Here is a 21,593-nt window from a genome sequence, read left to right on the forward strand (position 1 = left end):
CCCTCAGGGCTAGCGGATGCCCGCAAAGAGGTCGTCCTCCGGGAGGGAGGTGTCGACCAGGGACTTGGCCAGCTCGTACTCCTCGGTCGGCCAGACCTTCTTCTGGATCTCCATCGGGACCTTGAACCAGCCGCCGTCGGGGTCGATCTGCGTGGCGTGCGCGATCAGCGCCTTGTCGCGGATCTCGTAGAACTCCGCGCAGGGAACGTGGGTGGTGAGCGTGCGCTCCGCACGCTGGAACTCGTCCCAGCGCTTCAGCCACTCCCCGTACGGCGACTCCAGGCCGCGGTCCAGCATCGCGTGGTGCAGCGCCTCGGTGCGCGGGCGGTTGAAGCCCTGGTTGTAGTAGAGCTTCTGCGGCTGGAAGGCCGGACCGTACTCCGACTCCGGGTACTTCTCGGTGTCCGCCGCGCCGTCGAACGCCACCATCGAGATCTGGTGGGTCATGATGTGGTCGGGGTGCGGGTAACCACCGTTCTCGTCGTACGTGGTGATCACCTGCGGGCGGAAGGAGCGGATCTGCTTCACCAGCTCGCCGGCCGCCTTGTCGATGTCCTCCAGGGCGAAGCAGCCCTCGGGCAGGGGAGGCAGCGGGTCGCCCTCCGGGAGGCCCGAGTCCACGAAGCCGAGCCACTCCTGCTTGACGCCGAGGATCTCGCGCGCCTCGTCCATCTCCTTCTTGCGTACCTCGTGGATGTGCTCCTCGATGTACTTGTCGCCCTGGAGCTTCGGATTGAGGATGGAGCCGCGCTCCCCGCCCGTGCAGGTCACGACCAGCACGTCCACCCCCTCGGACACGTACTTCGCCATGGTGGCCGCGCCCTTGCTCGACTCGTCGTCGGGGTGGGCGTGCACGGCCATCAGTCGCAACTGATCAGTCAAGGCTCAATCCTCAGTAAGTCGGCAAGTCGGCGCCCGGTGTGATTCGGCGCGATGAGCGGCTTCTATAGTGACCGAATCGGGGGGCGAATAATTCCGGGCCCCGCCCTGGGCGCCCCTTCCGGGACTTTCGTCCCGGCCCTGCCGAGAGGACGATCATGAGTACGGCGAGCACGCAGCTGCCCGAGGGCCGGTACGGCCGCTCCGCGGACGAGCGTGCCGACCACAAGCTCAAGATCGTCGGCGGCATCCTGGCCGTGGCCCTGCTCGCCCTGTTCGGCTACTTCGCGTACCACTACGTCGTGCAGAACAAGATCAGCGGCGAAGTGATCACCTTCAAGGCCTCGGACGACGTGGTCAAGGTGCATCTGGAAGTGCGCAAGGACGCGGATGCCACCGGCTACTGCACCGTGCGCTCCCAGGCGGCGGACGGTTCCGAGGTGGGCCGCGCGGACTTCCGTTTCACCGGGCACGACACCCGCATCGACAAGGTCGTCACGCTCCGTACGACCGCCCTGGGGACCACGGCGGAGCTGCTCGGCTGTCACGCCGACTGACATCATCCCTGTCACCTGCCCGCTGACCTGCGGTGACGTAATCTTGATGGCTTATGTCCTCCCCCTTCAGCCGCTGAATTGTTAGGCTCGTGGTTTCGCCCATCCGTGAAGGAACATTCTTCTGGGTAGGGCGATGCTTTGTATTCCCAGTACCTACGAGGAGCACCTGTGACCCAGACCAGTGAGAACGTCACCTGGCTGACCCAGGAGGCGTACAACCAGCTGAAGGCCGAGCTGGAGTACCTGTCTGGTCCTGCGCGCACGGAGATCGCTGCCAAGATCGCCGCCGCGCGCGAGGAGGGGGACCTGCGCGAGAACGGCGGGTACCACGCGGCCAAGGAGGAGCAGGGCAAGCAGGAGCTCCGTGTGCGCCAGCTGACCCAGCTCCTGGAGAACGCCAAGGTCGGCGAGGCGCCGGCGGCGGACGGTGCGGTGGCGCCCGGCATGGTCGTGACCATCGCCTTCGACGGCGACGAGGACGACACGCTGGACTTCCTGCTCGCCTCCCGCGAGTACGCGAGCGCCGACATCGAGACGTACTCGCCGCAGTCCCCGCTGGGCTCCGGCGTGAACGGCAAGAAGGTCGGCGAGGACGCGCAGTACGAGCTGCCGAACGGCAAGCTCGCCTCCGTCAAGATCCTCAAGGCCGAGCCCTACCAGGGCTGACGCCTACGACACCAGCCTCGGCATGCCCCCGGCGCTCACCCGCCGGGGGCATCGTCATGCCCGGCGCGGGGGCCTCGTCGTGCCCGCCTCGTCGTAGCCGCTCGTACGCCATAGCCGCTCGTACGCCATAGCCGCTCGTACGCCATGGCCGCTCGCGCGTCATAGCCCCTCGCGCGTCATAGCCGCCTCGTCATGCCCGGCGAGCAGACGCCGAGGCCGCCCGGACCGGGTGCCGCATAGGCCGTACGCCCGACCGCGACGGGCCTCAGTCGATGACCGTGTAGCCCGCCTCGCGCAGCGCCTGCTCCACCTCGGCGCAGTGTTCCGGCCCCTTGGTCTCCAGGTGCAGCTCCACCTCCACCTCCGTGAGCCCGAGCCGCGGGTCGGTCCGTACATGACTCACGTCGAGGACGTTGGCGTCGACCGTCGGCAGCACCCCGAGCAGCGTCGCGAGGGCGCCCGGGCGGTCCGTAAGCCGCAGCCGGACGGCCAGGTAGCGGCCCGCGGCGGCCATGCCGTGCCGCAGGATCCGCTGCATCAGCAGGGGGTCCACATTGCCGCCCGACAGCACCGCGACGACCGGCCCCTCGAAGGCGCCCGGCTCCCGCAGCAGCGCCGCCACCGGGCTCGCGCCGGCCGGCTCGACGACCAGCTTGGCCCGCTCCAGGCAGAGCAGCAGCGCGCTGGACAGGTTGCCCTCGGACACCGTCCGCACCTCGTCGACCAGATCGCCGATGATCCGGAACGGTACGTCGCCGGGCCGGCCGACCTTGATGCCGTCGGCCATCGTCGCCGGGTTCTCGACGGACACCGGGCGCCCGGCCGCCAGCGAGGGCGGGTACGCGGCCGCGCCCGCCGCCTGCACGCCCACGATCCGCACATCGGGGCGCAGCGCCTTCACGGCTGTCGCGATGCCCGCGGCCAGCCCGCCGCCGCCGATCCCGACGACGATCGTGCGCACCTCGGGGCACTGCTCCAGGATCTCCAGGCCGACCGTGCCCTGACCTGCGATGATGTCGGGATGGTCGAAGGGGTGGATGAACACCGCGCCCGTCTCGGCCGCGTACTCCTGCGCGGCGGCCAGCGTCTCGTCGACCACCGTTCCGTGCAGCCGCACCTCGGCGCCGTACTCCCGGGTCGCGCTGATCTTGGGCAGCGGGGCCGCCTTCGGCATGAACACCGTCGAGCGCACGCCGAGCAGCGACGACGCCAGGGCGACACCCTGTGCGTGGTTCCCGGCGCTCGCGGCGACGACCCCGGCGGCGCGCTCCTCGGGCAGCAGTCCCGCGATTCGCACGTACGCACCGCGCAGCTTGAACGAACCCGTCCGCTGGAGGTTCTCGCACTTGAAGTGCACCGGCGCGCCCACCAGCTGGGACAGATGCCTGCTGCCCTCCATGCCGGTCATGCGCGCCACGCCCGCCAGCATCTTCTGGGCGCCCCGTACGTCGTCGAGCGTCACCGCGGGCAAGGAGTCAGCTGTGCTGTAGCTCATGACCACCAGTCTCGCAGCTCACGCCCCGCCACAGCGGGTGTGACCAAGGCCCGAGACGGGATTGCGCAGCGTCGGTACGGCCCGCGCCCCAGCCGCGTACCCTGTCCCCCAACCCAGCTCCCCACGCATGAATTGAGCCCCCGGCCATGCCCACAACACCTGAAATGTCGATGGACATGACGACCGTCGGTGAACCCGGTCTTCTCGACACTCTGCAGCACGAGGTCGCGGTGTTCGCGCGTCGTGCCGAACAGACCCGGCTCGGCGGGGTGGGGCAGGTGCGCAACTCCATGGACCGTGCCGCGTATCTGCTGCTCAACCGCCTCGACAAGGAAGGTCCGATGGGGGTGAAGGCCCTCGCCGCGAGCATGGGGATCGACTCGTCGACGGTCACCCGGCAGGTGGCGCCGCTCGTCGACACCGGCCTCGTCAAGCGGACCTCGCACCCGGAGGACGGGCGCGCCGTGGTGCTCCAGCTGTCCCCGCGCGGCATGTCCCGGCTGGAGGAAGTGCGCTCCTCGAGGCGTCAGTTGATGTCCGAGCTGACACACGACTGGGCGCCGCAGGAGCGCGAGGCGTTCACCGCGCTCCTCACGCGCTTCAACACCGCGCTCTCGGACCGCATGTCCACCCCGGGGATGCCGACCGGGGACTCCCAGCCCGCTTCCTGACCGCCAGGGGCGGCCGTCCCGCACTCCTGGCGCCCGTCCCGCACTCCGCGGCGCCCGTCCCGCACTCCGCGGCGCCCGTCGCGCACTCCGCGGCGCCCGTCGCGCGCGCCAGGAGCCCGCTGTCCCTTGCGCGCGCTCGCGCCAGCAACCCTCCGCCCCTTGCGCGCGTGGAGCCGTTCCACGGGCTCCCCGCGCGCGTCGCCCGGTGTTCGCCCGTGTTCGCCCTCCGCACGCATGTGCGTCGGGCTCTTGACCGCAGGGCCGGGCCTGGCCTCATATGAGACCGGGTCCTTGTCGTACACGGTGCGGTCCGTCGTACGCGGCCGGGGCCCCGTTCCCCTCAGGGTCGCCGTCGGGCGGGAGGCGCGGTGCGAGAACGGCATGCGTCCCAAGGCGCCCGCCGAGCCCGGGAGTTCGAGGCGTTCGTCGCGGGCGCGGCAGGGCGGCTGCTGCACGCCGCCACGCTGCTCACGGCGGAGCCGCCGGGCGCCAACCCACGCGCGCGGCGCCTGCTGACGCTGGCCCTCTCCCACACGTACGCCTCCTGGGACCGGCTGCGCGGCGAGGACCCGTACGACCGGACCCGCCAGTACCTGGCCGTCCGCTTCGCGCGCGGGGCATGGCACCAGTACGGCGGGCTCGGCCGGTCGCGGCCGTCCCCGGACAGTGTGCTGGCCCGGCTGACGCCCCAGGAACGGCTGATCCTCGTCCTGCGGATGTACGAGGGGGTCGCCGAGGAGCAGACGGCGGCGCTGCTCGGGCTGCCCGCCGAACGCGTGGGGGCGATCTGCGCCCGTGCGACGGCGACGCTGCTGCATCCGCCGCGGGGACCGGCACCCGCCGACGTCATGGAGGTGGCCCCGTCGTGAACCGGCTCGAACGGGAGGCGGCCGTACGGCGGCTGCTGGAGCGGACGCCGCCCCCGGTGCCGCCCGATCTGTACGCGGAGGTCGTACGCCGGGGCTCGGGCATGCTGCGCCGCCGTACGGTGGCCCGCCGTCTGATGTGGCTGCTGCTGTTGGCCGCGGCCGTCGCCTTCGTGGTGTGGGCGTCGACGGCACGCCCCTGGGTGGAGCCGCCGTCGCAGACGACTCCACCCCTCACCGGCTGGTGAGGCCCTTTCTCGAGCCCCGTACCGTGTCTAGCCCAGGGCCTGCTGGAGGTCCTGAAGCAGGTCGTCGACGTTCTCGATGCCCACGGAGAGGCGTACGAGGTCGGCGGGGACCTCGAGCGCGGAGCCGGCCGCGGACGCGTGCGTCATCCGCCCGGGGTGCTCGATCAGGGACTCGACGCCGCCCAGGGACTCGCCGAGGGTGAAGACCTTGGCGCGGTTGCAGACCTCGACGGCCGCCTCCTCGCCGCCCTCGACCTGGAAGGAGACCATGCCGCCGAACGCCCGCATTTGCTTGGCGGCGATCTCGTGACCGGGGTGCTCCGGCAGGCCCGGGTACAGAACGCGCGTCACGCGCGCGTGCCGGGTGAGCATCTCCGTGACCTTGGTGGCGTTCTCGCTGTGCCGGTCCATGCGCACGGAGAGCGTCTTGGTGCCGCGCAGTACCAGCCAGGAGTCGAAGGGCCCGGCGACCGCGCCCATCGCGTTCTGGTGGTAGGCGAGCTCCTCGCCCAGCTCCTGGTCACTCACCACGAGCGCACCGCCGACGACGTCCGAGTGGCCGCCCATGTACTTGGTCAGCGAGTGCACGACGACGTCCGCGCCGAGCGCGAGCGGCTGCTGGAGGTAGGGGGTGGCGAAGGTGTTGTCGACGACCAGCTTGGCGCCGGCCTCGCGCGCGATCTGGGCGATCGCGGGGATGTCGGTGATGCCGAGGAGCGGGTTGGACGGGGTCTCCACCCAGATGGCCTTGGTCTTCGGGGTGATCGCGGCCCGGACGGCCTCGGGGTCGCTGGTGTCGGCGACCGACCACTCCACGCCCCACCGGGAGACGACCTTCGCGAAGAGACGGAACGTTCCGCCGTACGCGTCGTTGGGGATGACCACGTGATCGCCGGGGCTGAGCAGCGTACGCAACAGGCAGTCCTCGGCCGCCAGTCCGGACGCGAACGCGAGGCCGCGGCGGCCGCCCTCGAGGGCGGCGAGGTTCTCTTCCAGGGCGGTCCTGGTGGGGTTGGCGCTGCGGCTGTACTCGTAGCCGCCGCGCAGCCCCCCGACGCCGTCCTGTTTGTAGGTCGAGACCTGGTAGATCGGCGGGACGACCGCGCCGGTCAGGGGATCGGCGGTGTTGCCCGCGTGGATCGCGAGGGTCTCGAAGTGCTGACTGATGTGCCTGTCGCTCATGGGAACCGAGCGTAGTCCGCTCGCGGGACTGATGACGGCCTACGGGTGCGGCGCGGGGGCCGGGTCGCCGGGTCGGGGCCGCTTGCGGGGAGGTTTTGCCGCAGGCCGGGCGGTTTTGCCGCATGCGGGAGGGCTGTACGTGCCGCGCGCGGCACGGTTTTCCACAGGACCGCCGACCGGGTTGGCCAATTGTCGGAGCCGTCTGGTTCGCTTGAGGCATGGAGATTCTCTGGGTCCTGATGGCGCTGGCCATGATGAGCATGGTTCTGCTGCCGGTCCTCATGCGCAGGCGGGCCGGTATTCAGCAGGTCGCGCCGGGCGACCCGGACGCCGCGGACCCGGCGAACTACGGCTTCCTGCGGCAGGAGGAGCTGGACATCCGCATGCCCGGCCCGGACGAGGACCTGCTGGACGTCCTGGATGTGGTGCAGCGGACCCAGGACCACCGGGCGGCGTCCCAGCTGCTGGCCGGCACGGAGACGGCGGACGAGACACGCTGGCAGCGGGTGCAGGCCTTCGCGGGCGCGGCCTCGCTGGAGTTGCAGCAGCACCCCGGCGGGGTGAGCGAGACGCCCGGCGGGCAGTGGCTGCGGGTGTGGCGGGCCGAGGCGCCGAAGGACGCGGGCGGCGCGGCGGTGCACGCGGAGTTCCTGGTGCAGCAGGCCTGGCGGACCTCGACGCCGGGGACGGACGAGTTCCGGATCATCATGGAGGAGGCGAAGGTCGCGTGCGGGGAGGCGGCGCTGCTGGCCCCCGGTGACCCGATCCCGTACATCGTCGAGCTGTCGATCGCGCGCGGGCTGGCCTACCCGCAGGCGGAGTTCGAGAAGCTGTGGCTCAAGATCCTGGACCGCGCGCCCGAGCACATGGGAGCGCATCTGGCCGCGCTGCACTACTGGTGCGAGAAGTGGCACGGCTCGCGGGAGGTGGCGTACTCCTTCGCGGAGGCGGCCGCCGCTCGCGCCCCCCGGGGTTCCCTGCTCGCCGCGATGCCCCTCTTCGCGGTCTTCGAGCACCTCCCCGAGGTGAACCTGGTCAGCAGCTTCTACCAGAGCGAGGTCGTGACGAAGGCGGTGCACGGCGCGCTCTACGCGGTGCACTCAGCCCGTCCCGACGACCCGATGCTGGCGCATGTGCGCCACCTCCTGGTGTTCTTCCTGGTCCGCGGCGAGCGCTGGTCGGAGGCGATGAACCAGCTGGTGCACGTCGACGGACACGTCGGCGCACTCCCCTGGACCCTCACGTCCGACCCGGCGTCGGACTACGCGATATACCGGGCACTGGCGGTGGCGGGGTACGAGGCGAACGGGGGAAGCCCGGCGACGCTGCCGCACTGAGCGGCGGGCGTAGCGGCGGGGCGGGGCCCCGGCCTCCCGGCTTCAGGATGGATCGGGATCGCCGGAGCCTTGTTCCGCCCTTCCCTGGCTGGTGCCCCGCCGTCGGCACCCTTCGTCCACAGCGAGGCACCGCCAGTCCCGCAAGCGCCAGCAGGCCCGGCTGTGGAGCAGTCCGGCAAGCGCAGGCAGGCCCGGCGGTGGGGCTTTGGCCAGTCAGCCTCCGCCTTGCGCCGGGCCGCCTCGGGGTCAGCCCTCCGCGCGGGCGGGCAGCCGCCATCCCGGGCGCGGAAAGTGGCAGGTGTAGCCGTCCGGGTAACGCTCCAGGTAGTCCTGATGCTCGGGCTCGGCCTCCCAGAAGGGGCCGACCGGCTCTACCTCGGTGACGACCTTGCCCGGCCACAGTCCGGAGGCGTCCACATCCGCGATCGTGTCCTCGGCGATCCGCTTCTGCTCGTCGTCCACGTAGTAGATCGCCGAGCGGTAGCTGAGGCCGATGTCGTTGCCCTGGCGGTTCTTGGTGCTCGGGTCGTGGATCTGGAAGAAGAACTCCAGGATCGCGCGGAAATCGGTCCTCGCGGGGTCGAAAAGGATCTCAATGGCCTCCGCGTGCGTGCCATGGTTTCGGTACGTCGCGTTCGGCACGTCCCCGCCGGTGTATCCGACCCGGGTCGCCGTCACGCCCGGGAGCCGGCGGATCAGGTCCTCCATCCCCCAGAAGCATCCACCCGCCAGGACGGCCCTTTGCGTCTGCGCAGCCATTGCGGCCCCTCCAATATCTGTCAGCTCGGTCACTCGGGCTACGCGGCTCGCACACACCGGCACCCATGCCCACTCCGCTCAACGCGCGAGGGCTCCAGGCGATTCCGTGCCCGCCCAACCGGCCCTGCGGCCACCGGCCACCGGCCACCGGCCACCGGCCACCGCGAGGAGCGCACCGACCTGCCGACGTGGTGGTGCTGCGGCACTGGGGGCACGCCGCTGCTGCCACCTCGCGCACAAAGGGACCGACCGCCGAAAATCAGTGGTCGCACGCACCGCCCCGGCCTCAGGGTGTAGGCCATGGAAGAAACCCAGCGCAGGATCCGGGCGGTCCACACAACATCCACGATCACCGTCTACCAGGCTTACTCCCCGGAAATCGGCCTGCCTGCGGTCCGAGAGGGCCGGTTCCCCACGGCGTGGAAGCGGGACCGGATGACGTGGATCAAGCCGTCGTTCCTGTGGATGATGTACCGCTGCGGCTGGGGCGCGAAAGCAGGTCAGGAGACCGTCCTGGCCGTTGAGATCACCCGAGACGGTTTCGAGTGGGCCTTGCGCCACGCGTGCCTGTCGAGCTATGTCCGCGGTGTGCACCCCGACCGCGCCACCTGGCAGCGTCAGCTGAAGCACGCACCCACTCGCATCCAGTGGGACCCCGAGCGCGACCTGCACCTTCAAGCCCTGCCGTACCGCTCCCTGCAACTCGGCCTGGCCGGTGAAGCCGCACGACGCTACGCGGACGAATGGACGGTCAGCATCAGCGACGTGACCCCACTCGCCCGCGAGATCCGCACGCTCGTCGGCAACGGCGACCTCGACTCGGCCGCACGGCTACTGCCGCAGGAGCTTCCCTACCTTCCCGCAGACGAACTGCCGGCCCACCTGCGTCCGTGACCACAACCATAAAAGTTCAGTGGCCGCGCCCACTTGCGGCTCCACGCTGTACGCCATGGAAGAACCGCACCACGGGATCCACGCACTCCACACGGCATCCACGATCACCGTCTACCAGGCATACTCCCCCGAATCGGACTGCCCGCCCTCCACGACGACCGCTTTCCCGCCGCGTGGAAGCGGGGCCGCATGACGTGGGTCATCAAGCCGCGTTCACAGCACGATCCCTGGCGCCGGCAGCATGCGGACCTCAGGCGGACCTACGCCACCACGATGCCGAAATCCTGGACGAGTTCCTCCAGACCGCCCGGGTAGCCCTTGCCGCCGAGTACGAAGTCCCAGTCCCCGTTGGACCTTCGGCGGAAGGACCCGAGCACCAAGGCCCTCTCACGGATTCGGCCGTCAGAGACCTCAAGCCGTCCCACCTCGGCCATACCGGGATCGAGCAGCCGGATGCAGGCATCCGTGAAGCCGGAGAGATCGGCGTCCGCGTTGACCTCCGGGTCGATGGCGGCCACGAGTACGAGCCGATCAGCCTCCGACGGCAACCCGTCGAACGAGACGCAGATCGCGGCCTTGTCCGGCGCAGCGGCCGGAAGAGCGCGCACTGAGCCGTCCGGAGTCTGCGGGTTGTTGAAGAAGACGAAGTGATCGTCGCTGAGGACGCGGTTGCCACGGCAGACAAGTGCACACACGTCCAGGGCCACGCTTCCGGTCCACGACATGCCCAGCACGTTGTAGTCGTCGGGCAGCCGAGTGTTCGGATCCGACGGTGTCGGCTGCGCCGCGGCTTGACGACCACCCTCTCCCAGTCGCCCGCGCAGCCCATGTCTGTGCAGCAGGTCGACGAGCTCGGAGCCCGAGACCAGTTCCAGCGGCTTGCCGTTGGCGAACGTGTGTGAGCCAGGGCCGAACCCTGACGTCGTGACGAGGACACCCTTGTTGGCACCGGCGTCCTGCACGGTCCCGTACAAATCGCGTACGGCGGTCGGGGGCACCGTGTTGCGGTAGCGCTTGACCTGCACGACGATCTTGCCGCCTCGGATCGGTGCCGGATCCAGCGCGTCGACGTCCACGCCGCCATCGTTTGAGCGTTGGGTCGTCACCGCCTGCATTCCCATGGCCCGGAAGAGCTCGGCGACAAGGTTCTCGAAGGCGATCGGATCCATGTCGTACAGGTCCGGTTCCTCATCGCTGCCGTGAGCGACGACGCGGTTCCCGACGTCTTGCGGCCGCCGGCTCGGCCGTACCGGTGTGAGTTGGTCCGGCCGGGCCGAGAGCTGCCCTCGCAGTGCGTCAGACAGGCAACTGCCCGCGTCCACCTGTGCCAGGTGCAGGTCACGGAACGAAGAGCGCGGGGACATGACCGTCGCGAGGAAGATATGGCCGGGCCGGCCCGTCGTAGGGTCGTGTCCGTCCACGAACCCGTTCAGGGCCACGGACTCAAGCGCGCCCAGCTCATCTGCGGCGAAGAGTTCGTGCAGCACGAGCAGCAGGCACTGCGCGAGAACCTCCCGGTACAGAGCTCGACGTTGGCCTGCCGGACGGGGGGTCTCCTTGTCCTGATCGACCCCGGACATGTACCGAACGGACTTGACCTCTGGAACGATGCCGTAGGCAGGCAACTCCCAATCGAGAACCAGCTGCCGGGCTGCTGAGTCGTAGGCCGCCGCAACCTGACGTGGGAAACCTTCGGGCCACGCCGTTGAGGCGTAGAGAGCGGCGGAGAAGTACTCGACCACGGAGTCGGGATCTCTACGCCGCACGCCTTCGGTCACCGCGACGACGCCGGCGTTGTGCGCACGTACCTCGGCCAGCTGAGCATCGGCCCACTGCTGGTACTCCCGCTGGTACGACGCCAGCTGCTGCTGTCTGTGGGCCTCTGCGGCCTGGGCGGCGTGCCAGTCCCGCTCGAAGCGCGCCCGCGCTTCGGTCTGCGCCTGAGCACGGCGACTCGCGGTCCAACCACTTTGCGTTTGGTACTGATGGAAATCCGGCATGGGCACGGGCTGCGCCAACGGTCCTGGGGCGAAGGGCTGGACCTCCTCGGGTCGCATGAGCGAGGAAGCCCTGAAAGCCGGAGCCTGACAACCCGCAGCGAGAAGGCCTTGCAGCGACGCGACCTGTGCGTCCAGTTCCTCCGTGCGCCGTAGCGCCTCCGCCTGCCTGTACTCGCGGTGGCTCTGGGCAGCTCGCCGCTGGTAGGCCCGTGCTTGCTGAGCTTCTTGTCTCCGCTGTCTGGCCTCGGCTTCCATCTGGCGCTGCTGCTGCCGTTGCACCTCGGCCCACACGCCGACCAAACCAGTAGAGCGACGACTCATATGCGGCAGGCCCTCCCCAGGACGTCGACAGCCGAAAGGCCTTTGGTTGTCCCCACAACCAGTTGTGACGAGACGACTCTATCCAGCAATCGCCCTCCCGCATATCCACTCGTCAAAGGCAACCCTCTCGGGCCATCTGTGCAGGTCAAGTGACCGGAGGGTAGCTAAGACCGTACCGCGCGGCAGTGCCCGAGCGGTGCGGCCTTGGCAACGTTGATCCTGCGTGGGCGTACCAGCGAGAGGGGGGCTGAGCACGAGGCTTGGCAGGGGCACGAGTGCTGATGGCTCGCGGCGGCACGGTCAGCTGGGGGCGCCTTCTCCGACGGGCGTCGCCCCTGCTCCGGGGTCACGGAGGAGTAGCCCGCCCGAAGCTCAACCCCACCAACCGGCCGTGGCACCGAGCATCGCGATGGGCATCACGGCCGAGTCCGGTGCGGTCTGGGCATCACGGCCTAGTCCGGTGCGGTCTGGGCGATCCGGCTTACAGAAGATCAGCCGTCCTGGGACCCACTTTCGGTCAAGCCAATCCCCAGGGGCATGATTCGCCGGACTCCTCGCCACGATTACAGGCATGGCGACTTCGGGGGCAGGGAGCAGTCGACTCGGTGGATTGGGGCAGTGGTGGGGCGTCGTCGTCGGCGCTCTGCTAATCGCCGCCTGGATCAACAGGGCCGCGGGGCCTGTGGTCGTCGCGACCCTGTCGGCGCTGGTGCTGATCTGGTGCTTCTTCCAAGCACCCGTGACGTGCGGAGCCCCTGTCAGGGGAAGGGAAGACGGTTGCCGGAACAACGCAACCGGTCTCCTCATGGGCTGCCACATCCGCCAACATCGCTGGCAGAAGATGAAGATGCTGATCCTTCGACGCCAAGTACGCGAGTTTTGCTCCGGCCTCTTCTCGGACGGGAAGGCCGCTCTCGTCACACTGGCCGCAATCGGCAGCTTCCTCTCCGGGCTCGTGGCCTTCCTCCCTGGTATGGCTCTCGGATGACCTCCCCACTACTGCCACAAGAGCGCCCATACCCTGCCGCAGACGAACTGCCGGCCCGCCTACGTCCGTGAAAGCACAAGATCGTCAGACAACCAACCGTCGCAATTGGGGGCTTTCATGCCCGAACCGGCGGGCGCCGGCTCATCGATCCGGCCCGCGGGCGGTACGGGAGCGGAGCGGAGTGTGGATCATGGTGGGGTGATGAAGTGGAGCGAGAAGGCAGCGTCATCTGGGCGGGGCGACGGCGAGACGGGGCTCACCGGCTATCAACAGGATCTGCGGGACCGGTTTCTGGCGGCTCCCGTGCTTCCCGCGCCTGAGCCCTGGCGGCCGGTCTTCAAGCCCTTCGCCGCTGTCGGCGGACTTCTCGGGATCGGTTTCGCGTCGCACCCCGACAACGGCAACGACCTGGTGATGGTCGTCTCGCAGGCCGGGCATGGCCTCTTCGACGCCGTCACAGGGGAGAAGATCGCCCGCGACCGGGACCCCGACCCCGAGGACAGCACCCCCGATGCCGTGGCCGATCTGTCGTGCCCAGGGCTGGGGCCGATCGCCGGCAGCAGGGTGCGTATCGCCGGGCTCTTCGGTGGCGGGCTCCACACCGGCACCGAAGACGGCTGGGTGGTGGAGGTCGTCAGCCCGGCCTGGCCGCATGACCGCGTCCTGCTCTCCCGCGGCAGCGGGATGCCTCACCGCGGTCCGCACGGGGAGAAGTGGTGGCACATCTTCCACTCCAACTACTCCGAACTCCGAGCCGCCGGCTTCTCCCCGTCCGGGCAAACCCTCGCCGTCGCCACGAGCAGCGATGTGACTCTGTGGACACGCCGCACCGCTCACACCCCGGGCGGCCCCGCCCGGCGTTGACCGAGTCACGCGTCGTGGGCTCGACAGGCTCGGGGGCTCCATGGGCTCGGCTCCGTGGGCTCGGCGAAAGCCGGCAGGCCGCCGCGGGACCGGCTGCGCGGGTTCCGGTTCGGGCGGTGGCGCCAGGCTCTCCGTGGACGGGGAGGGGGAGACGGTCATACGACGGTCACACCTTTGCCCGCGTCCAGACCCGGCGCCGCCGGTTGTCGGAACCGGCGTGGACGTTGCGTGAGTCACGGCCCGCGTGCGCGTTCATCGCCGACCACAGCCGGTGTCGGAAGGTGAATCCGGGGGTCGGCCCCCGGCCCGCGGGACGCTCCCGGACCGCCGCCTTCGTGCACAGCGCGTCCCACACCGGGTCCGGGCACTCCCCGCGCCGCCACAGGAAGTCGCAGTACGGAACCTGCGCGATCTCCAGATTCAGCCAGCCGTCCTTGGTCAGCACTCCCTTCCACTCGGACATGTGGAGCTTCAGATAGCCGCGCCGCCTGTCGGACTTGTCGACGCTGGTGATGCCGAGCACGCGGACGAAGCCGGGCGTGTGTTCGAGCACCACGACGGGGCGCTCCTTGTAGGTGTTGTCGTCGTGGGTGAGCTCGGCCATCCATACGTCGCCCACCGCGGGCGGCCAGGGAGCCACACCGGGTGGCGCGGGCCGAGCCGGTGGACCGGATCGCAGCCAGCGCACCAGCCGGGCGACCGCGACCAGCGCACATCCACTGGACAGCGCCACCACCGACCACCACAGCAGGGCCAGCACCTGGGCCGTGGTGGTGGAGTCCGCCGGATCGGGGGTGAGGGTGGCGCCGGTGCGGTGCATCCAGTACCAGGTTCCGCCGGCCACGAGTGCCTGCTTCGCTGCCGTCCGCAACAGCACCAGCGGGAAATAGCCGTGGTCCACGACCCGTAGGACGCCCAGCACCGTCGCCGTCGCCGCGAACGAGACCGTCAACAGCGGTCCGACGACGGACAGCGACGGAACCCCTGCGTCGAGCGCCGCCATCTCGACGGCCACCACGGCGGCCATGAGGGCTGCCGCGCGCGCCGCCAGAAGCAGCCGCCTTCGTTTCAGCCGCTGGGGCGCCACCATGCGGACCAGGGCGAAGGCGACGACCGGACTGGCCATGAGCATGGCCACGGCCCACCAGCTGTGCATCAGATCGGCGCGGCCGTCCTCCAGCAACAGGGCCATCGGCACCGGCACGAGCCAGCAGCCGAACGCCACCGCGAACGGCGCGTGCGCCGAACGCTCGGGCGTGCACCGCCTCGACGGCAACCGCGGCCGCTGCGACGCTCCGACCAGCGGCGCGGCCAGACACACCAAAAGTACGGACCCCAGTAAGACGGCTTGCACGTGTCCCCCGCTCTCCTTGTAGGGGCAGCATTCCCCGTGGCCGGTGCCTCTTCTGCCGTTTCAGCCGTTCTGACCGTTCCGACAGGGATCAATCTGGTAGAGCCGCCGCGAAAGAACTCGGTCCCGTCTGACGTGTCCACCGCGATAACTTGCCGTCATGCGTGCCTCCATGGGATGAGCCGGGGGATGAGCAAGGAAATGATCTTGACCTGGAGGGGACGTACGACATGCACACGTATCTGATCGGTGGCGGGTGGGACGAGCGGGGCGCCGAGGCCGTCTACGGCCCCTTCCTGGAGGCCGCTGGGCAGCGGGCGGGCAGGCAGCGGGCGGCGGGTGACGCCGCGGTCGTCGGCTGCCTTCTCGTCGACGAGGGCGACGGGGCCGGGCAGTTCGCCCGGTACGAGGCCGTGCTGCGGAAGGTCGCCGACTGTGCGCCGGTGCCGCTGCTGGTGCCCCTGGGTGAGCGGTTCGACGTGGGTGCGCTCGGGCGCGTCGACGCCCTGTTGGTGTGCGGCGGGCTGACGCCCGCCTATCAGGACGCGTTGGCGGAGGTCCTCGGCCGGCTGCCCCGGGTGCTCGCCGAACGCGGGATCCCGTACGCCGGGTTCTCCGCGGGGGCCGCCGTCGCCGCGCGGCGGGCGGTCGTCGGCGGGTGGCTCGCCGGTGGTGTTCCGGTCTGCCCCGAGGACACCGGGGAGGACCTGGACGAGATCGAGGTGCGGGAAGGGCTCGGGCTCGTCCCGTTCGGGGTCGACGTGCATGCCGCGCAGTGGGGGACGCTGCCCCGGCTGATCGCCGCCGTGGCGGACGGACGGGTCCCTCACGGTGTGGCGATCGACGAGAACACCCTGCTGACCGTCGACGGCCGGACGGCACGCGTCTCCGGCCTCGGGCGCGTGCACACGGTACGACCCGGGACCGACAGCGGGACCGGCACCAGGGCCGACGGCGGAAACGGCGACGGGACCGGCGGTGACGTGCTCGTACGGTCGTACGCGGCCGGGGAGTCCTTCGCCGCCGACTGACCGTCAGCCCCTGACGTATCCCCACCCCCGCTGCCGGTGGCGCACACCATCGTGCTGGGCGCTCTGGTCGGCGCCGCTCTCGGGCTGTCCGGGGCGCTCGTGCAGAGCGTCACCCGCAATCCGCTCGCCAGTCCGGACGTCATCGGCGTCGGACACGGCGCCGCCGCCGCGACCGTACTGGCCCTGGCGACCGGAACCGTCGCCTCGCCCGGCGCCCTTCCGGCGGTGTCCGTCGCGGGCGGGCTCGGGGCCGCGGCGCTCGTGTACGTCCTCGCCTGGCGCCACGGCATGCAGCCGACCCGGTTCGTGCTGACGGGCGTCGGCATCGGCGTCGCCCTCTCCGCGGTCGTCCAGCTCTATCTGACCGAGAGCGAACTCACCGCCGCCGAACAGGTCAAGCTGTGGCTGACGGGCAGTCTCAACGGACGCGGCTGGACGCAGGCCACCCCGCTCGCCTGGGTGCTGCTGCTGAGTCTGCCCGCCCTGGTGCGGGCGAGTAGGGCCCTGCGCCCGCTCGGGCTCGACGCCGACACCGCGTCCGCGCTCGGTGTGCGCGTGCAGCGGACCCGGCTCGGGCTGACGGTCCTCGGCGTGGTTCTCGCCGCGACGGCGACCGGCGCGGCCGGCCCGATCGGCTTCGTCGCGCTCACCGCACCGCAGCTGGCCCGGCGCCTCTCGCGTACCCCTCAACTCCCGCTGGCGGGCTCCGCGTCGACCGGCGCGATCATCGTGGTCGCCGCCGATCTGGTGGCCCGTACGGCGCTGCCGCCGCTGGAGATCCCGGTCGGCGCCCTCACCTCCCTGGTCGGGGGGCCGTATCTGCTCTGGCTGCTGGGGCGGGAACCCGGCAGGGGTGCCCGCGCCTCTCGGTGACCGCGCTCATGAACCGCGACGCCGCGATGCCACGACGCACCGCCCGCCGCACGGGGGGAGCGGCAGACGGTGCGTCGTGGGGATCGGGTGGTGCGTGTCAGATCGCGTGATGCGCGTCTGATCGGATGGTGCGTGTCAGATCGTCGCGGTGTCGATCACGAAGCGGTACCGCACGTCGCTGTTCAGCACCCGCTCGTACGCGTCGTTGATCTCGGACGCGCTGATCAGCTCGATCTCCGCACCGAGGCCGTGCTCGGCGCAGAAGTCCAGCATCTCCTGGGTCTCCTGGATGCCGCCGATGCCGGAGCCCGCGAGGGTCTTGCGGCCGGCGATCACCGAGAAGAGGTTGATGGAGATCGGCTCCTCGGGGGCGCCGACGTTCACCAGGGCGCCGTCCGTCCTCAGCAGCGACAGGAACGCGCCGAAGTCCAGCGGCGCCGAGACCGTCGACAGGATGATGTCGAACGTGCCCGCCAGCTCCTCGAAGGTCTTCGGGTCGCTGGTGGCGTAGTAGTGGTCGGCGCCCAGCTTCAGCCCGTCGTCCTTCTTGCGCAGCGACTGGGACAGCACGGTCACCTCGGCGCCGAGCGCGTGCGCGATCTTGACGCCCATGTGGCCGAGGCCGCCCATGCCGAGCACGGCGACCTTCTTGCCGGGGCCCGCGTTCCAGTGCTTGAGCGGGGAGTACGTGGTGATGCCGGCGCAGAGCAGCGGGGCGGCCACGTCGAGGGCGAGGCCGTCCGGGATGCGGACGGTGTAGTTCTCGTCGACGACGACCTTCTCGGAGTAGCCGCCGTAGGTGGGCTCACCGTTCTTGTCGAGGGCGTTGTACGTGCCGACGTTGCCCCCGACGCAGTACTGCTCCAGGCCCGCCTTGCAGTTCTCGCACTCGCGGCAGGAGTCGACCATGCAGCCGACGCCCACCCGGTCGCCGACCTGGAACTTGGTGACGCCGGAGCCGACCTCGGCGACGATGCCGGCGATCTCGTGGCCCGGAACCATCGGGAATATGCCCTCGCCCCAGCCGTCGCGGGCCTGGTGGATGTCCGAGTGGCAGATACCGGCGAACTTGATGTCGATCAGGACGTCGAACTCGCCGACCTCACGCCGCTCGATGGTGGTGCGCTCCAGGGGAGCCTTGGCGGCCGGGGCGGCGTACGCGGCAACAGTGGTGGTCATGCCGGGGTTCTCCTAGCAGGGGGGGTAGTGCGCCGGCTGCCTTCGGCCGGGCACGACAATCAGCCTGCCCGGTCTTCCGGAGCTCACCCAGACCACGGTCTTGCCTACGTCCAGCGGTCCTACCACTGGCGGGGACAGGTTCACCGTCGTACGACCATGAATACTGGACGCATGGACGAACAGCCCGAACCCGTACAGGGGGCCGGACAGCCGCTGGACCGGCGTGCCGAGCTCAGCGAGTTTCTGCGCACCCGCCGGGCCCGGCTGAAGCCCGAGGACGTGGGCCTGCCGGACTTCGGGCGGCACCGCCGGGTGCCGGGGCTGCGCCGCGAGGAGCTGGCGCAGCTGGCCGGGGTGTCCGTCGCGTACTACACCCGCCTCGAGCAAGGCAACGGACGGAACGTGTCCGCGGAGGTACTCGACGCGATCGCCCGCGCGCTGCGGCTGACGAACGCCGAGCACGCGCACCTCACGCATCTGGCGAAGCCGAAGGCGCACAAGAAGAAGCAGACGGCGCGGCCGCAGCAGGTGCGGGGCGCGCTGCGGCAGCTGCTCGACACGCTGGACGGCGTGCCCGCGTACATCTCCGGGCAGCGCTCGGACGTCCTCGCCTGGAACCGGATGGCCGCGGCCCTCTTCGGTGACTGGGCGGAGCTGCCGCCGCAGGAGCGGAACTGGGCGCGGATGGTGTTCCTGAAGCCCGAGTACCGTGATCTGTTCGTGGACTGGGAGCAGAAGGCGATCGACATCGTCTGCCTTCTGCGCATGGACGCGGGCTGTCACCCCGACGACCCGCGGCTCTCGGCCCTGGTCGGCGAGCTCTCCGTGAAGAGCGAGGACTTCCGCCGGCTGTGGGCCACGCACGACGTGAAGGAGAAGACCCACGGCGTGAAGCTGCTGCGGCATCCGCTGGTGGGTGACCTGGCGCTGCAGTTCGAGTCGTTCCGGCTGCCCGATGACGGTGAGCAGGCGCTGATCACGTACCACGCGGAGCCGGGGTCCGCCTCGGCGGAGGCGCTGCGCCTGCTGGCGAGCTGGGGGACGGACGCGACGCGGGCGGGTACGACGGCGCCTCAGCCGTAGCCCTGTGAGCCGCCCCGGTGAGGCCGCGGCTCACGGCCGGCGGCACCGTAAGGCCGCGTCTCACGGCTTGCCGCGCCGGTGCGGCCGCGTCTCACGGCTGATACGGCGGCATCGCCCCCCACGACCACTGGGGCACCGGCTGCTCGGCCGGAGGCACCGCGTCGGGGCCGGAGAAGTACACGGCGAGCCGCGTGCCCCACTCCGCGTAGGCCAGGAAGGCCGAGCGGAACTCGGCGTCCGTGGGCAGGCCCGCGTCGTCCGCGGCGTCCTGGAGCAGGTTGACCCAGCGGCGGCGCTGCACCTCGGTGATGTTCTTGCCGAGGTGCTTGGCGACCATGTGTCCGTGGCCGCCCTGTGTCTCGGAGTAGGCCGCCGGGCCGCCGAAGACCTCGCCGAGCCAGAGGGCGACATGCGCGGCGTGCTCGGGCGCCATCCCCTCGAACACCGGCGCGAGGACGTCGTCCTTGAGCACCTTCTCGTAGAACACCTCGGTCAGGCGCGCGAAGGCTTCGGCCCCGCCCGCCCAGGCGTAGAGCGTCGGCACGGCCGCGCCCGTGCCGCGTACCGTCGTCGGCTTGTAGTGGCGCATCTCCTCGATGCTGCTGATGTACGGCCGGATCTCGGCGAGGAAGTCGGGGAACAGCTCCGACTTCCGGAAGCCCTCGATGTGGTCCTCGGTCGAGGTCCAGGTGATGCGCAGGACGAAGTGCTCGAAGTCCTCCTCGCAGCGGGCCAGCTCGTAGTCGACGCACTGCGGGGCCGCCGCGAGCTGGGCGGCGGCGCGGGTGTAGGCGGCGAGGAACTCCGCCGACTGCTGCTCGGGGATCCGGTACCGGATGTATTCGACAGTGTGAACGGTCATGTCCCCACACAAACACGGACGGCCCGCCGGAAGCTCCCCTTCCGACGGGCCGCACGCCGTATCAGCGCTGGGCGAAACACATGGCCACGGGGCCCGGGCCGGCCGGTGTTCAGTCGCCGCCGGGCCGGCCGTCCTCCACCTCGGACACGTAGATCCACCGCTTGCCGTGCTCGACGGTGACGCGTACCCGTCGGCCGTCCTCGCTGGCGCCCGCGAAGTGCGTGTCCGCGGCCTTGCCCACGGGCTTGAAACCGCAGGTGGAAAGGGTGGTGTCCAGGTTTTCGACCACTTCGTCGACGCCGGCGGCGTTGTCGAACTCCGCGTAACGCTGCCAGGCCGCCGCGTCGCGGCCGCCCTTGTAGGCAGTGGTGTACAGCATGGAGCCTTGCCGGTTGCCGGTCTGAGACCATCCGTCGCAGGTCTTCAGTTTCACCAGTGCGCTCTCAGCGTCCGTCACCCCACCGGCCGGCTCGTTGGCGGCCGACTTCCAGTGCCACTTCTCGTCCCCCGGCAGCTCCCCCGCCGACAGCAGCTCGATGGTGTCGCCCTTCTTGTACGGGCTGGGGTCCACCTCGGTCGAGGGCGATGCCGTCGGTGTCCCCGACGGTCGCGCGGGCCCCGCGGGCCGCGCGTCGCGCCCGCCGTCGCCCGGCAGCAGACGCCCACGACGCCCCCACCGCGATCGCCGTGACGGCGACCCCCAGCGCGGCCGCCCGGCGCCGAGCGCGACGCCGGCTCCCCTGGGCGCGTACCGCCTCGGCCGTGGGCATCCGCAGCACGACGTCGTCCAGCAGTTCCTCGACCTCAGCCATGCCGGACCACTCCCTCGGTGGTGAAGACGGTGGGCTCGGCGAGGCGCTCGCCGAGGGCCTTGCGGGCCCGGCTCAGCCGGGTGCGGACCGCGCCGCTTGAGGCGCCGGTCTCGCGCGCGACCTGCTCCACGGGCAGGTCGAGGAGGTGGTGCAGGATCACCACTTGGCGCTGGTCCGGGTTCAGTTCGCGCAGGGCGTTCAGCAACGCCACGCGGTCGGCGGACAGTTCGGGCACGTCCGCGTCCGGGCCGTGCCGGAAGTGGGCGAGCAGGCGGCCCCGCGTCCTGCGCCACGTGCTGATCGCCAGCCGCATCGCGACGGTCCGCACCCACGGCAGCGGATCCCCGTCGTCCCGCGTCAGCCTGTCCCATCTCTGCCACGCCCGTACGTACGCCTCCTGCACCGCGTCTTCGGCCTCCACCAGATCTCCGGTCATCGCGTAGACCGTGGCGACCATCCGTTTGTGCGTGGCGGTGTAGAACGCGTCGAAGTCCTCCGACTGCGCCGACATCTGTCCCCGTTTCCCGTTCCGTGTTCGTCTTCGTTCGTCTTCGTTCGTCTTCGTGGTCACTGCTCAGCGGGTGCGGTCAGAGTGCCGGTCATTGTTCCCGCTGCCTTGAACACGCCTGAGAACCCGGGGATGTTACAAGCGACTTTTGTTCGGTGTCCGCGTCA

Annotated in this window: 21 protein-coding genes and 2 pseudogenes; 13 read left to right on the top strand and 10 right to left on the bottom strand. The window is 70.3% G+C overall.

Translation table 11 applies throughout. From position 1 onward, the window contains the following. Positions 1–9: 9 nt before the first annotated feature. Positions 10–861, bottom strand: a complete 852-nt coding sequence (gene mca / locus GTY58_RS17275; RefSeq protein ID WP_037644974.1) for a mycothiol conjugate amidase Mca — start codon at positions 859–861, stop codon at positions 10–12. A 176-nt stretch (positions 862–1,037) separates the two neighbouring features. Between mca and GTY58_RS17280 the strand changes: the two genes are divergently transcribed. Both GTY58_RS17280 and greA read left to right on the top strand, forming a co-directional pair. Beyond that, on the top strand, positions 1,038–1,436 hold the full coding sequence (locus GTY58_RS17280) for a DUF4307 domain-containing protein (protein WP_010984730.1): 399 nt from the start codon (positions 1,038–1,040) through the stop codon (positions 1,434–1,436). Positions 1,437–1,604: 168 nt separating this feature from the next. Continuing rightward, a complete protein-coding gene (gene greA / locus GTY58_RS17285) occupies positions 1,605–2,102 on the top strand; it encodes a transcription elongation factor GreA (protein WP_010984731.1) in 498 nt (165 codons plus the stop codon). 265 nt (positions 2,103–2,367) lie between these two features. Here greA and ilvA read toward each other — a convergent pair whose 3' ends face one another. Continuing rightward, complete coding sequence (gene ilvA, locus GTY58_RS17290; RefSeq protein WP_010984732.1) at positions 2,368–3,597, bottom strand: threonine ammonia-lyase; 1,230 nt, start codon at positions 3,595–3,597, stop codon at positions 2,368–2,370. 164 nt (positions 3,598–3,761) lie between these two features. On the opposite strand from ilvA, the gene GTY58_RS17295 reads away from it, so the two are divergent. The 3 genes from GTY58_RS17295 (at position 3,762) to GTY58_RS17305 (ending at position 5,382) form a co-directional block, all read left to right on the top strand. Further along, positions 3,762–4,268: a MarR family transcriptional regulator gene (locus GTY58_RS17295; protein ID WP_078234425.1), complete on the top strand. Its 507-nt coding sequence runs from the start codon at positions 3,762–3,764 to the stop codon at positions 4,266–4,268. Positions 4,269–4,636: 368 nt separating this feature from the next. Then, positions 4,637–5,137 carry a sigma factor-like helix-turn-helix DNA-binding protein gene (locus GTY58_RS17300; protein WP_010984734.1) on the top strand — a complete coding sequence of 167 codons (501 nt, stop codon included), beginning with the start codon at positions 4,637–4,639 and terminating at the stop codon, positions 5,135–5,137. Beyond that, positions 5,134–5,382, top strand: a complete 249-nt coding sequence (locus GTY58_RS17305; protein ID WP_037644971.1) for a hypothetical protein — start codon at positions 5,134–5,136, stop codon at positions 5,380–5,382. The genes GTY58_RS17300 and GTY58_RS17305 overlap by 4 nt, the downstream gene beginning before the upstream one ends. Positions 5,383–5,409: 27 nt before the next feature. Here GTY58_RS17305 and GTY58_RS17310 read toward each other — a convergent pair whose 3' ends face one another. Beyond that, positions 5,410–6,564 (bottom strand): cystathionine gamma-synthase, encoded by a 1,155-nt coding sequence (locus GTY58_RS17310; protein ID WP_010984735.1) that lies wholly within the window; start codon positions 6,562–6,564, stop codon positions 5,410–5,412. Between the two features lie 218 nt (positions 6,565–6,782). Here GTY58_RS17310 and GTY58_RS17315 point away from each other — a divergent pair, with 218 nt between their 5' ends. Continuing rightward, positions 6,783–7,901, top strand: coding sequence for a hypothetical protein (locus GTY58_RS17315; RefSeq protein WP_010984736.1), 1,119 nt, complete (start codon positions 6,783–6,785; stop codon positions 7,899–7,901). Positions 7,902–8,147: 246 nt separating this feature from the next. Here the strand turns inward: GTY58_RS17315 and msrA are convergent, their stop codons facing one another. Further along, positions 8,148–8,660: a peptide-methionine (S)-S-oxide reductase MsrA gene (msrA, locus tag GTY58_RS17320; RefSeq protein WP_010984737.1), complete on the bottom strand. Its 513-nt coding sequence runs from the start codon at positions 8,658–8,660 to the stop codon at positions 8,148–8,150. 300 nt (positions 8,661–8,960) lie between these two features. Here msrA and GTY58_RS17325 point away from each other — a divergent pair, with 300 nt between their 5' ends. Both GTY58_RS17325 and GTY58_RS40710 read left to right on the top strand, forming a co-directional pair. Continuing rightward, entirely contained in the window at positions 8,961–9,554 is a 594-nt protein-coding gene (locus GTY58_RS17325; RefSeq protein ID WP_010984738.1) for a DUF4291 domain-containing protein, read from the top strand. A 55-nt stretch (positions 9,555–9,609) separates the two neighbouring features. Then, positions 9,610–9,764: pseudogene (locus GTY58_RS40710) on the top strand (DUF4291 family protein); the annotation flags it as partial. A gap of 50 nt (positions 9,765–9,814) precedes the next feature. On the opposite strand, the gene GTY58_RS17335 reads toward GTY58_RS40710, so the two are convergent. Further along, a complete protein-coding gene (locus tag GTY58_RS17335) occupies positions 9,815–11,875 on the bottom strand; it encodes a restriction endonuclease (RefSeq protein ID WP_010984739.1) in 2,061 nt (686 codons plus the stop codon). A 571-nt stretch (positions 11,876–12,446) separates the two neighbouring features. Here GTY58_RS17335 and GTY58_RS40715 point away from each other — a divergent pair. Together GTY58_RS40715 and GTY58_RS17345 are read left to right on the top strand one after the other, a co-directional pair. Beyond that, a complete protein-coding gene (locus GTY58_RS40715; protein WP_037644969.1) occupies positions 12,447–12,863 on the top strand; it encodes a hypothetical protein in 417 nt (138 codons plus the stop codon). Positions 12,864–13,064: 201 nt separating this feature from the next. Further along, on the top strand, positions 13,065–13,727 hold the full coding sequence (locus GTY58_RS17345) for a hypothetical protein (protein ID WP_042493181.1): 663 nt from the start codon (positions 13,065–13,067) through the stop codon (positions 13,725–13,727). Between the two features lie 166 nt (positions 13,728–13,893). Here the strand turns inward: GTY58_RS17345 and GTY58_RS17350 are convergent, their stop codons facing one another. Next, on the bottom strand, positions 13,894–15,081 hold the full coding sequence (locus GTY58_RS17350; RefSeq protein WP_010984741.1) for a hypothetical protein: 1,188 nt from the start codon (positions 15,079–15,081) through the stop codon (positions 13,894–13,896). Positions 15,082–15,308: 227 nt separating this feature from the next. On the opposite strand from GTY58_RS17350, the gene GTY58_RS17355 reads away from it, so the two are divergent. Both GTY58_RS17355 and GTY58_RS17360 read left to right on the top strand, forming a co-directional pair. Next, positions 15,309–16,109, top strand: a complete 801-nt coding sequence (locus tag GTY58_RS17355) for a cyanophycinase (protein ID WP_037644966.1) — start codon at positions 15,309–15,311, stop codon at positions 16,107–16,109. A 48-nt stretch (positions 16,110–16,157) separates the two neighbouring features. Continuing rightward, positions 16,158–16,982 (top strand): annotated as a pseudogene (locus GTY58_RS17360) (iron ABC transporter permease); the annotation flags it as partial. A gap of 135 nt (positions 16,983–17,117) precedes the next feature. On the opposite strand, the gene GTY58_RS17365 reads toward GTY58_RS17360, so the two are convergent. Next, on the bottom strand, positions 17,118–18,161 hold the full coding sequence (locus GTY58_RS17365) for an NAD(P)-dependent alcohol dehydrogenase (protein WP_010984744.1): 1,044 nt from the start codon (positions 18,159–18,161) through the stop codon (positions 17,118–17,120). A 171-nt stretch (positions 18,162–18,332) separates the two neighbouring features. Between GTY58_RS17365 and GTY58_RS17370 the strand changes: the two genes are divergently transcribed. Further along, on the top strand, positions 18,333–19,244 hold the full coding sequence (locus tag GTY58_RS17370; RefSeq protein ID WP_010984745.1) for a helix-turn-helix transcriptional regulator: 912 nt from the start codon (positions 18,333–18,335) through the stop codon (positions 19,242–19,244). 91 nt (positions 19,245–19,335) lie between these two features. On the opposite strand, the gene GTY58_RS17375 is transcribed toward GTY58_RS17370, so the two are convergent. The 3 genes from GTY58_RS17375 to GTY58_RS17385 form a co-directional block, all read right to left on the bottom strand. Continuing rightward, positions 19,336–20,106, bottom strand: coding sequence for an antibiotic biosynthesis monooxygenase (locus GTY58_RS17375; RefSeq protein ID WP_037644963.1), 771 nt, complete (start codon positions 20,104–20,106; stop codon positions 19,336–19,338). Positions 20,107–20,215: 109 nt separating this feature from the next. Next, on the bottom strand, positions 20,216–20,677 hold the full coding sequence (locus tag GTY58_RS17380; protein ID WP_042493184.1) for a hypothetical protein: 462 nt from the start codon (positions 20,675–20,677) through the stop codon (positions 20,216–20,218). Positions 20,678–20,910: 233 nt separating this feature from the next. Continuing rightward, entirely contained in the window at positions 20,911–21,429 is a 519-nt protein-coding gene (locus GTY58_RS17385; RefSeq protein WP_037644958.1) for a SigE family RNA polymerase sigma factor, read from the bottom strand. Positions 21,430–21,593: the final 164 nt, after the last annotated feature.

The organism is Streptomyces sp. SID5469, from assembly GCF_009862865.1.
Taxonomy (GTDB): domain Bacteria; phylum Actinomycetota; class Actinomycetes; order Streptomycetales; family Streptomycetaceae; genus Streptomyces; species Streptomyces avermitilis.